Raw genomic sequence first — 10,049 nt, forward strand, 5'->3', positions numbered from 1 at the left:
ATGAAAGTGCGGGTGTATTCCAGTATGAAACAAAATGGTCGCCAAATACGGATGCCGTTAAGCAGATAGCCGAACATTTCAAAGTGAATTTCACACAGGACTATGAGGAATTAGGATGCTTAGTATATGGTCAGGCAATATTTGAAGAAGGAATACTAACGGATACCTGTTTAGATAGCCAGGACTTTGACAGCTATGAATTAGACGAGGAAACGGACACCTACCATTTTGAGGGAACAGAGTACGACAGCGAATGGGAAATACTCGACAATTTGTTAGAGCGTAAAAGCGAAAATCAATTAAACACCATTAAAATTTAGAACGATGAAACTATCAGATAAAGCGACAGCACATATTTTGGTTAAAGCCAACAGCGAATGGGATAATTGCGAGTTTGCAATTATCCACCTATCCGAAGAATGGAAAACAGAACAGGCAAAACGGCTTGCATTAGTTAAGCCGTTAGAGGGCAATCACTATTTCTGCTCAATGAATTACTATGATACAGCAGTAGATTTTTATAGGACAGGCGAAAACGACAACCCGAATATTGAAGAATTGCTAAACGGTAATGAATGGATATTTGTGGAGCTTGACGAGCAAGAGCAGGAAACGTTTACCGTACCTGAAAACCGACTGGACTGTTACAGGCTTGTATTAAGGGCAAACGGTACAGGCTACTATACAGCATACGGGAAGCATACGAGCGAAGAATTTTGGACGGAAGAATTTTTATTAACCCAATTAATTGCTTAATCAGAAAAATCAAATTTCAAATTATGACACGTTCAAATCTTCACATCAAATTGAGTAACGGTAAATCCCTTGTATGCGTTGCCGACAGCAGCAGCGCACCCGAACAGGGCTATATCGTTGAAAGGCTTTTTTTGCCCTTGTTATCCCTTGATAACAGCGAGCAAGAACTCTTAATGCTTAAAGAGTATTGCACGATGGATGAAAGGCGGATAAACGCATATTACCGCTATTTAATAGACCTTACCACTAAAGAAGTTAAGTTTTTTGAAGAGCATTACAGTTATACCAATGACACTTTCAGGAAAGGAAAGGATATAACGGAAAGATACTACGAGTATTTAAAAACGATTAACTAATACAAGCCGCCTGACCCGAAAAGTCGGGCGGCAAAAAGACAGATCCTCCCGATGGTCGGGCAGTCTTTTTGCTTTAAATTGGTGCAATCCCCTTTAGCAAAATGCACCCTTACAAATCCTTTTCATTTTACCAAACAGGTTGCAGCGTTATTGCGTGGGATATTCGTTATCCCATAATTAGATTAGAGTGATTACTTTCTTTCGTGAGTTCAGCGGAAAAGAAAGTAACAAAGAAACCTGCTATTGCGGAAACTGTTTGTAATATTCTTTTGCTACTTCAGCTACACCTGCACTGAAATAACGCCCTCCGTCGTTTAGTACCGTGATGGCTTTTTTGAGTTCTTCGGGGTCTGCGCCTTTCAGGATATACCCTTTTGCCCCGCTATTAAGCATTTTAACCACATCCTGCACATCATCGTTAATACTAAAAGCCAAGATTTTGGTTTGCGGATATTTTTCAAGCAATGCTTTAGCAGTTTCAAAACCATTCATTACAGGCATATTTATATCAACAACCATTATATCGGGAATAACTTCAATTTGCTCCATTTTTTTCAGTGCTAATTTGCCGTTTTCCGCTTCAAATACGATTTCAAAATTATCGTCGTCCCGTATAAAATCGCAGATACCTTTCCTAAGTAAGTCGTGGTCGTCTATCATTCCTATCTTAATTATTTTTTCTTTACCCATTTTCTTCTTTTGATAAAATTGAAAAATCCGTATTTAGACTTAGATAAATCAGATGTTCTGTCAACGTGAGGTAAGCCATTATTAACCGTAATGTCCCTGACCTTAAAATGATTAAGCCATTCTTTAAAGTGTGCTATTTCGTGAGGCTTGAAACGAACAATTTCCCCGTTTTTAAGAGATACGATAAAAACATCAATGCAGAGAGTGAATGCAGATAGATGGGATGCAGGATAGTCAAATTCGGGGTAAAAAATATGCTCATTCTCCATAGCCTTAATGTTTTAGGTTGTGGATGCCTGGCACAAAAAAAGAGCGCAGGCAACTACACTTACCGCACATTGAGGCACTGGTATGCCCGACAACGAATAAGCGAGCGCCCACGCCTTTTGACGTGAGCGTTCTTACTTATCTGTCCCGTTGTCTAAAAATTACCAGTTTTCAATGTGGGACTTAAAGCAAAAACACTTTAAGTATTTTCTATATTTTCGACAACAAAGATACTAAACTCGTGCCTTTTTGACTGCATATAGTACAAAAAAGATTACAGTCAAACTGTTTTTTGTGAAATATAATTCTGTTCAAGTATTGTCAGAATATCGCTTTCCTTATAAATAATCTTACCGCCTATCTGTATATACGGCAGGATATTGTCATCACGGTATTGCTGTAAAGTTCGTTTGCTGATATGGAGCAGCTTACACACATCTTCGCCCGACAGGTATATTTCCCCGTTCATTACAGGACGGTAATTTTTCAATATACTTTCGATACGGGTTCTTAGCAGCGTTATCATTTCCTGATGGGCAATGATTTCGTCATTCTCGAATAAATCCATTTTCAACGGTATTGTACGGCTGTCCGGCTTCGAGCAAAGCCTGTACATCCGAGCGTTTATAATAATTCTTACGGTTCAGTCGGGAATAGGGCAATAGTCCTTTGTCCTTATACGTCTGCAAAGTCCGCTTGGTAATGTTCATCATCAGACACACTTCCTGGTTATCGAGCCATTTTTCTTCTTTGAAAATTGGCGTGTATTTTTTCGTAGCATTTTCGGTCAGTTCCAAAAGTGCTTTCAGCTCATTTTTCATTCCCTCCAGTACGGACTTTTGTATTGTGATTACTTCCATAGTTTGCTCAATTTTGCTGTGGAAGTCGAATTTATAAAGGCTTATTGCAGCGTTGGAGAATGTTGCAGGATTTGGCTTTGAAAGGCAGCGTTTGGCGTTAGTAGTAAGATTTGGTACAAAAAAAGCCCCGAATTTCGGGGCTATGATTTGCTGCTATTTTATTTTGCCAACTTCAGTATTCTATATGCACCTCTTGCCACAATCACGAATACAATTGCCCCAATAATCAAATCCGGATAACTCGAATTGAGCCAATTGACCAATAATCCCGCAATGATAACACCCGAATTGATTATAACATCGTTGGAAGTGAAAATCATCGAAGCCTGCATATGGGCTTCTTTGCTTTTGTTCTTTTGTAATAGATAAAGACAAAGTACGTTTGCAATCAACGCCAAAACAGAAACAACAATCATTGTTTTGAAATCAGGCATCGCTTCTATTCCGATAAAACGTCTGATAACTTCAACAAAACCGATAACGGCTAACAGAATTTGAAAGTAACCTGCAAATTTGGCGATATTGTTTTTTCTTGCAATCGTACCCCCAACAGCAAACAATGCCAAAGCGTAAACAATACTGTCTGCAAGCATATCCAAGCTGTCTGCTATCAATCCCATTGAATTGGAAAAAATACCGAACAACATTTCCAATCCAAAGAAAACGAAATTGATAATCAGTACAGTCCAAAGTAGTTTCCGTTGGTCATTGCTTGTATCTGTTTCAAGAACTGCATTGCTTTCTTCAGTTGAAATCAATGACGTATTCAGGTTTAATGTTTCCAAAGCCGAAAAAATCGGCTCTGGTTTTCCACTATGGTAAACATTTAGTTTTCTACTGGGAATATCAAATTCCAATGACTTTACCATATCGAAATCCTGCAATTTCATACGGATTAATTGCTCCTCACTTGGGCAATCCATTTTAGTTATATTGAATATGGTTTTATTCATCTTCTTAAAGTCTAAATTTTATTCCGCCATTAATGACAAATCCGTCCAATGGTGCATAAATGTCTTTAAATATAGGATTACTAATTGTACCTGTATAAATGTTGCCAAAACGTGTCTGCCTTGTATCAAGGAAATTTTCAAAATTGACATATAACGAAAACCTTTCCCAAATCTTTTCAGCCATAAATCCACAAGTCCAATAGTCTTTTCCTGTTGTTCCATCGTTCAGCTTTTGCGGGCTGAAATAGTAGGCTTCTAAACCAACTTTCCATTTGTCTTCGATTTCATACATTAAAACCGAGTTAATACGGTGTTTTGGGGTTAACGGGCTTTCGGTAGTTGTTGCATTTTGGTGTAACTGTGCATCTGTATAAGTGTACCCTAAAAATAATTTCACATCATCGTAACCGATTTTGATATTGGTTTCTGTTCCTTTTGTATGGATGTAACCAGTAGAGTTTACAAATTGATAGAGATTAGCTGATGGATTTTCAAGTAATAGAGGATTATTCAAATAGGTATAAAAGAATAATTGATTGATACTGAATGACCAACCATCGCCAATATTAGTGCGGTAATTTATATCTGCATTTCCACCATAACTTTTTTCCAGTTTATTGGTTTTATTGTTAATTGGCATTACGTTTTGATATTGTAAGCGTTCGCTTTCTTCGGTAAAGATAGTGGGTGTTTTATATCCAAATCCGCCGCCAATCCTTGATGTTAATCCGTTTGCAATATGGAATAGCGCCGATACTCTTGGCAAGAATACAGCCCCATAATCTATAACATAATCCGTTCTTAAACCTGCTTCCAATTGAAGCCAATCCGTAGCTTTAAAATTATTTTGGACGAAAGCCCCAAATGTGGTTTGGCTATAATCTCTTAACGGAAATACTGTAATCTGCTTTTCTTTAAAATTGTCCGTCCAAATATTAACGCCTGTTACCCATTCTGACTTTTCTTTGCTGTAAGTATAATTAGCTTCCGTAAAAGTGGCTGTTTGCGTTCCCTCAAACTCGTAAGTGGGAATAGCCGTATTGCGGTTAAAATAACTTACACTGTTTTTGATTTGAAAAGAACTGTTTTCATTAATTAAATGGTCAAAAACAAATTGTGTGGAATAGCGTTGTGTTTTGTTTTCTTCAAAATATTGATGCGTATTATCCCCTTTGCCCTTGATGTAAAGTATATCGCCGCCCAAACGGTTCTCTATGGTTGTATTGATGCCAAAATTCAGTTTCGTTTTATCATTGAAGTAAACAAATAATTTAGGGTTCAATACGAAGCGTTCAAACTTTGGAATGGCGGAAAAACCAATTTTTGCAGGGTCATAAGCTCCGTTTCTGTTGTGCGAAGCGAAAATAGTTGTTCCAATTTTATTGAATTTTTGCCCATAAAAACCATTAATGTCTAAACCTCTCCCTGATGTTCCGTTGATATGAAAGCGTAAATCTCTTTCATCAGTTGGCGTTTTGGAAATCAAGTTGACTAATCCTGCTATTGCTCCACCTCCGTAAAGTGTAGAAGTTGAGCCTTTGATAACTTCAACCTGCTTTAAATCAAGTGGCGGAATTTGTAATAAGCCCAAACCACTTGAAGCTCCCGAATAAATCGGAAAACCGTCTTTAAGGATTTGTGTATATCGTCCGTCAAGTCCCTGAATACGGATACTCGCATTGGCACTTGTGGGCGACGTAGTTTGTACGTGAATACCTGTACTTTCTGCCAAAAGCATACGAATATCTCCCGGTTTCATATTCCCTTTTTCTCCCAACTCCTCACTTCCAATAAACTCAATACGTGTAGGAATATTTTGTATGCTTCTTGTACTTCGGGTAGATGTAATTACAACACCCTCTAATTCCTCTGAATTTTCTTTGAGCAGAATTTCAATAACATTGGTATCCTTTAGTGGAAATTCTATTTTTTCAATAAACTCTTCAAAGCCTACGTAGCTAAAATGTATCTCCTGTATTCCATCAGGAATATTCGATAATATAATCTGTCCTTTTTCGTTCGAGGTTCCTCCAATTGAGGTGCCTTTTATAGATGTTGTTACACCAATCAAGGGTTCTTTTGTTTCACTGTTTTTTACAACAATGTTTAATGTATTTTGTGCATATACACAAAGGTTGAGTGCCATAAAAAATGACACAATGAGTATTTTTTTCATTGTAAAAATGATACTTAATGTATATAAATAAGCTATGACGATGCAAAGACATCGCTTTTTAATTAATTTGTGCTGAAAGCATTATACATTAAGCAAGTTGCGGGGGACGCCAAATGGAAAATGGAAAATCAGAAACAGGTGGGGTCAGCATATTTCCTAACTTCCGTTGCGGTTCTTTTACTGAATGGACAATAGAGAAATGAAAAGTAGTTAAAACAAATCCTGTACAGGTGTTGCAACTAAAAAAAGGCGAGCAACATCCCTTATTACAATCTTGGTCATCCTGTCCGTTTTGTCCTTGTTCGGTAGTATGCTTCTGCATACATTTATCCTCAATAAAAGTCGGTACTGCTGATAAAAGCAATACATAGGCGGCTAATATTAAAGATATAAACTTCACCATACAAAGTTAAATAAAAATTAATTGCGTTAGCTCACAAATCTTGTGGAGGTAGTTAAAGCGAATAGTTTTTTTATCGAGATTGTTCGGTTTTTACTTCAGGCTGCTGTTTTTCCTTTTTCTCACGGGAATAAACCCACAGTGACAACAGACCGAAAATAATCAGTGCGTAAGCTATCCATTTACCAACCCTTTCAATCAATTTAATGAAAACCGAACTTTCATAAGATGAGAAACCCTCTGCTCCCATAGGGCTGCGCCTGTAAAACTTCCTGCGGTTAATCCAGTAACGAAGTCCCAAGCCTGCAACCAAAAATATGATACCTATAACCAATGATGCGACCATAACAAAAACACTTTATTTCCACTGTTTGAATTTACGAAAAATATTTGTTTCAGCCTGTAAACGATGTGAATTAAATGCGAAAGAGGCTTACCCCAAAAGGCAAGCCTCTTTCATTGTTTATGGAAATAAAACCTTACTCAACACTGAAATAGATTACAAGGATAAGAAATTATTTCTTTTGAAATACACTGCCCGGCTGAAAATTAAAAACGGCTTACCAATCAGATAAGCCGTTTTTTTTTGAATTGAAATACTGCTCTTAATCGCTGCTGTTAAACTGAAAAGTTATCTGCTTTTCATTCCCGAAGCTGTCCGAAATCCAAACGTCAAAAGACTGTGAAACGGCAGACGTTGAAGTGTAGTACAGCCTGAACTGCTCCGTTGGTAATTGGTACAGGTCATTGGGCTGATACGGCGGTTCGTTGTAGTATTGCAATGTTCCCTGCCCGTCAAATTGAAAGTAACGGAGGAAATACTGCGTATTGCTGTAATTGCCTGTACGCTGTATGGTAATGCGTATTTCTACGGTCTGCCCGTTTGCAACATCTTTAGGCACTGGCATTACATTGACCTCGAAAGGAAAATTGTTCTGTATTTCGAGGTCATCATCTTTGCTGCAAGATACCAACGTAACCGAAGCTGTGAGGATTGTCAGGAATACATATAGTGGCAGTAGCCCCGTTCTGAATTTATTGAATATTGCTATCATCGTTTTTACGTTTTAAAAGTTAAACCTTAATCCCACACCTGCTGACGGTCGGAACTGTTGTAAATCCGTACCCCAAAGGATTTTTGTACGCCCTTGCAGGACTAATACAAAACGGTCGGACAGGTACGTTTCAAAAGTGAGGCGACCGCCTGCACCGTAGATAAAATTATCTTCGCTCAATATCTTCGCACCGTCGTACAACATTGTTTCGCCCCGGTTGATGGTTTCGTAACCGACCACACCTGTTACGGCGAAATTCAGCGTGATGTTCTTACGGGCATCGCCCAACAAAAAGAAGCTGTAACCGCCCTCTGCGGAATAGGTTTCCTGCGGTATGCGGAGGTCTTTATACCCGTGGTACTGGTGGGTATATTCCAACGCCCAAAGCTGATAGTTACCATTCTTACCGTTTACCGTCATTGCTGCGCTGATGTAGTAATCATTGCCAATCTTATCATCGGACAATACACCTGCACTTATTTCCAATCCTTTCTGCTTCGGCAGCATTCTTTGCGCCTGTGCAGCCGTGATGCCTATCAGGACAAACAGCACGGTATAGATATACTTTTTCATATTCTTGCTTTAAAGGGTTATTAAAATTTCAGGTGCATATCGTCAATCAAACGGGCTTTGATTAAATCGGAATTTTCGACGTGCAATGTTTGATGCCTGCCACCGTTTTTCTCGAAAATCTCAATCAGCAGTACCTTATCATCGGCAATGGTAAACTGGTCTAACAGGAACACATTTTGTTCGGTCGATTTTCCGGAAATACCGTCCAATGGCTTGTAAGTTCTCAAAGGAGTTAAAGGGCGTTCCTGGACTACGGTGCGTTTAGCTACCTTTTTATCCACTACTTTGAAATTGATGAAATCAATCTCGAAAGGAACATTGGCACGGTTTCTCAATTCAGTATGGAAATAGTATTTGCCGTTATGTATGTAAATCCCTTTTAGTATAAACTGAATGCCGAAACTCTTAGCACCGATATGCTTTACAATGCGTTTGTCTTTCTTGTAAATGGTTTCCAAAAGCAAGCCTGCCAGTGACGGCGAATTGTTGCCCAGTTCTTCAAAAAGCACATCGTTACCTTTGGCTTTATCCACCGCTTTTTGCATCGTGAGCAGGTCATAGCTCATTGCCTCCGGGTAGGAACTGTAATACACGTTGAAACTATAAAAACGTCCGTCATTCGTAATAACGGAAAAATTCGTTTCCGGCTCAAAGTCCCTTACAGATGCTTTTACACGCAACACGTTTTCCGCATCTTCGGCTTTCCCTGCAATAAGGTATTCGCTGCCCAAATCCACGTAACGAATGGCAGTCGGGAAAATCAGGTGCGAGGTTTTATCGTAGGTAACTTCCATACGGTACGGCTCTATCTTGCCCAATGCAAGTGGTGTTCTGATGCTGTCCTGTGCATTAGATTGTGCAGCAAAGCCGAGTATAAGGGCAATAGCCCAAAAGGTTTTTAAATGATTTTTCATTGTTTTATTTATTTGAGTTCAACATTATTTTTTAGATACAAGAAAGACCTGATAGCCTGCTTTGAGTGCAACCTTTGGCGTTCTTACTTTCTTAGCGAAATAGCCCGAAATACCTTGCACTGCACTTTTACTTAGGTCAGAAGTAATTTGCTGTCCAGGAGTAGAACTCATACTGAAGCTCGAACCTGTGGCATTGCCCATATTGGCTACAATGTCCGTAACCGCATTTCTTTCAGGCGAATACGGAACATATAAACCTTGCTGTCCGTCCAAATCATAAATAGTAATATCTACCGGGATGATATTGCCCTCCAGTTCTACCGAAGTAACTTTTAATTGTAACCTGCCATTCTGAAATTTGGCATTAGCCGTTACAATTGTTCCTTTGGGGATGGTACGTTGCGGGGTTTTGGCAGGCTCTAACAGGCGTAAACGCACACCCGTTTCGCCAACTACCGTTTGGGCTTCGTGTACACAGGCTTTGATACTGTTTTTAGGCTGTACCACCTCTTCAGTAGAACCTGCGGTATAGAACCCCCTGTTTTTTGTTTGGCTCCAATCGGCTGCAAAGGCACTGTCCGACGGTTCACGGTACAAGGCTGATACAATGTTCTTTCTTGTTGGTGTGAACGATACAAATTGCTCTTTTTGGTTAGCACCCGCAGCAGCAGGAGTTGCACCGATGGCAGGAGCAGCGTTTCCGGTATTGGCATTTTGGGGAAGATACTTTGCTGCCATTTCATAGGATTTCTCCATTAATTTGAGTTGGTCGTCAACGGTGGCCACAGGTGGCACATCTTTTTCCGACAACTTTGCTTTCAGTTCGTCCACTTGCTTACGGAGTTCCATTGTTTCAGCATTGTCATTATTATAAAATGAACCCAGTGTGCTTTGTGCATTACGGTAGCTGTTCAATGCAGAATTTCCGTTTCGTCCCGAATTTCTGCCACCACCGCCAAAGCCGTTGCTTTCTTCATCTTCTTCAGGTAAGTTTTCTTCATTGTCAGCAGATGCACTGTCTTCAGTATTCCAATAATCAGAAAGCGTGG

The 10,049-nt window shown here is 39.3% G+C and carries 13 protein-coding genes and 1 pseudogene; 3 read left to right on the plus strand and 11 right to left on the minus strand.

Annotation, left to right across the window (positions count from 1 at the left end; translation table 11 throughout):
• The 3 genes and pseudogenes from BGO59_RS18450 to BGO59_RS18460 form a co-directional block, all read left to right on the plus strand.
• A pseudogene (locus tag BGO59_RS18450) lies at positions 1-320 on the plus strand (hypothetical protein); the annotation flags it as partial.
• Positions 321-324: 4 nt separating this feature from the next.
• Positions 325-756, plus strand: coding sequence for a hypothetical protein (locus BGO59_RS18455; RefSeq protein WP_066436453.1), 432 nt, complete (start codon positions 325-327; stop codon positions 754-756).
• Between the two features lie 23 nt (positions 757-779).
• On the plus strand, positions 780-1,112 hold the full coding sequence (locus BGO59_RS18460) for a penicillin-binding protein (protein ID WP_066436448.1): 333 nt from the start codon (positions 780-782) through the stop codon (positions 1,110-1,112).
• 240 nt (positions 1,113-1,352) lie between these two features.
• On the opposite strand, the gene BGO59_RS18465 is transcribed toward BGO59_RS18460, so the two are convergent.
• The 11 genes from BGO59_RS18465 to traM form a co-directional block, all read right to left on the minus strand.
• Positions 1,353-1,802 (minus strand): response regulator transcription factor, encoded by a 450-nt coding sequence (locus BGO59_RS18465; RefSeq protein ID WP_066436445.1) that lies wholly within the window; start codon positions 1,800-1,802, stop codon positions 1,353-1,355.
• Entirely contained in the window at positions 1,784-2,071 is a 288-nt protein-coding gene (locus BGO59_RS18470) for a hypothetical protein (protein WP_091520313.1), read from the minus strand. The genes BGO59_RS18465 and BGO59_RS18470 overlap by 19 nt, the downstream gene beginning before the upstream one ends.
• Positions 2,072-2,349: 278 nt before the next feature.
• Complete coding sequence (locus BGO59_RS18475) at positions 2,350-2,637, minus strand: helix-turn-helix domain-containing protein (protein WP_066436443.1); 288 nt, start codon at positions 2,635-2,637, stop codon at positions 2,350-2,352.
• Positions 2,618-2,929: a helix-turn-helix domain-containing protein gene (locus BGO59_RS18480; RefSeq protein WP_066436440.1), complete on the minus strand. Its 312-nt coding sequence runs from the start codon at positions 2,927-2,929 to the stop codon at positions 2,618-2,620. The genes BGO59_RS18475 and BGO59_RS18480 overlap by 20 nt, the downstream gene beginning before the upstream one ends.
• Before the next feature lie 158 nt (positions 2,930-3,087).
• Positions 3,088-3,882, minus strand: a complete 795-nt coding sequence (locus tag BGO59_RS18485) for a cation transporter (protein WP_013632606.1) — start codon at positions 3,880-3,882, stop codon at positions 3,088-3,090.
• A 4-nt stretch (positions 3,883-3,886) separates the two neighbouring features.
• A complete protein-coding gene (locus BGO59_RS18490; RefSeq protein ID WP_013632607.1) occupies positions 3,887-6,058 on the minus strand; it encodes a TonB-dependent receptor in 2,172 nt (723 codons plus the stop codon).
• Positions 6,059-6,531: 473 nt separating this feature from the next.
• Positions 6,532-6,804 (minus strand): molybdenum ABC transporter permease, encoded by a 273-nt coding sequence (locus BGO59_RS18495; RefSeq protein ID WP_066436434.1) that lies wholly within the window; start codon positions 6,802-6,804, stop codon positions 6,532-6,534.
• Between the two features lie 259 nt (positions 6,805-7,063).
• Positions 7,064-7,513, minus strand: coding sequence for a DUF3872 domain-containing protein (locus BGO59_RS18500; RefSeq protein ID WP_013632610.1), 450 nt, complete (start codon positions 7,511-7,513; stop codon positions 7,064-7,066).
• 12 nt (positions 7,514-7,525) lie between these two features.
• The gene (locus BGO59_RS18505; protein ID WP_013632611.1) at positions 7,526-8,086 is read right to left on the minus strand and encodes a conjugal transfer protein TraO; all 561 of its coding nucleotides are present in this window, start codon (positions 8,084-8,086) and stop codon (positions 7,526-7,528) included.
• A gap of 20 nt (positions 8,087-8,106) precedes the next feature.
• On the minus strand, positions 8,107-9,000 hold the full coding sequence (traN, locus tag BGO59_RS18510) for a conjugative transposon protein TraN (protein WP_066436433.1): 894 nt from the start codon (positions 8,998-9,000) through the stop codon (positions 8,107-8,109).
• A gap of 24 nt (positions 9,001-9,024) precedes the next feature.
• A partial coding sequence (gene traM, locus BGO59_RS18515; RefSeq protein WP_293685458.1) for a conjugative transposon protein TraM occupies positions 9,025-10,049 on the minus strand: 1,025 nt, incomplete at its 5' end.

Source organism: Spirosoma sp. 48-14 (genome assembly GCF_001898575.1).
Taxonomy (GTDB): Bacteria; Bacteroidota; Bacteroidia; order Cytophagales; family Spirosomataceae; genus Spirosoma.

Coding starts and splice junctions, on each gene's coding strand:
- BGO59_RS18475 (WP_066436443.1), bottom strand. CDS start 2,637: ATGGATTTATTCGAGAATGACGAAATCATTGCCCATCAGGAAATGATA.
- BGO59_RS18480 (WP_066436440.1), bottom strand. CDS start 2,929: ATGGAAGTAATCACAATACAAAAGTCCGTACTGGAGGGAATGAAAAAT.
- BGO59_RS18470 (WP_091520313.1), bottom strand. CDS start 2,071: ATGGAGAATGAGCATATTTTTTACCCCGAATTTGACTATCCTGCATCC.
- BGO59_RS18465 (WP_066436445.1), bottom strand. CDS start 1,802: ATGGGTAAAGAAAAAATAATTAAGATAGGAATGATAGACGACCACGAC.
- BGO59_RS18505 (WP_013632611.1), bottom strand. CDS start 8,086: ATGAAAAAGTATATCTATACCGTGCTGTTTGTCCTGATAGGCATCACG.
- traN (WP_066436433.1), bottom strand. CDS start 9,000: ATGAAAAATCATTTAAAAACCTTTTGGGCTATTGCCCTTATACTCGGC.
- BGO59_RS18485 (WP_013632606.1), bottom strand. CDS start 3,882: ATGAATAAAACCATATTCAATATAACTAAAATGGATTGCCCAAGTGAG.
- BGO59_RS18495 (WP_066436434.1), bottom strand. CDS start 6,804: ATGGTCGCATCATTGGTTATAGGTATCATATTTTTGGTTGCAGGCTTG.
- BGO59_RS18490 (WP_013632607.1), bottom strand. CDS start 6,058: ATGAAAAAAATACTCATTGTGTCATTTTTTATGGCACTCAACCTTTGT.
- BGO59_RS18455 (WP_066436453.1), top strand. CDS start 325: ATGAAACTATCAGATAAAGCGACAGCACATATTTTGGTTAAAGCCAAC.
- BGO59_RS18500 (WP_013632610.1), bottom strand. CDS start 7,513: ATGATAGCAATATTCAATAAATTCAGAACGGGGCTACTGCCACTATAT.
- BGO59_RS18460 (WP_066436448.1), top strand. CDS start 780: ATGACACGTTCAAATCTTCACATCAAATTGAGTAACGGTAAATCCCTT.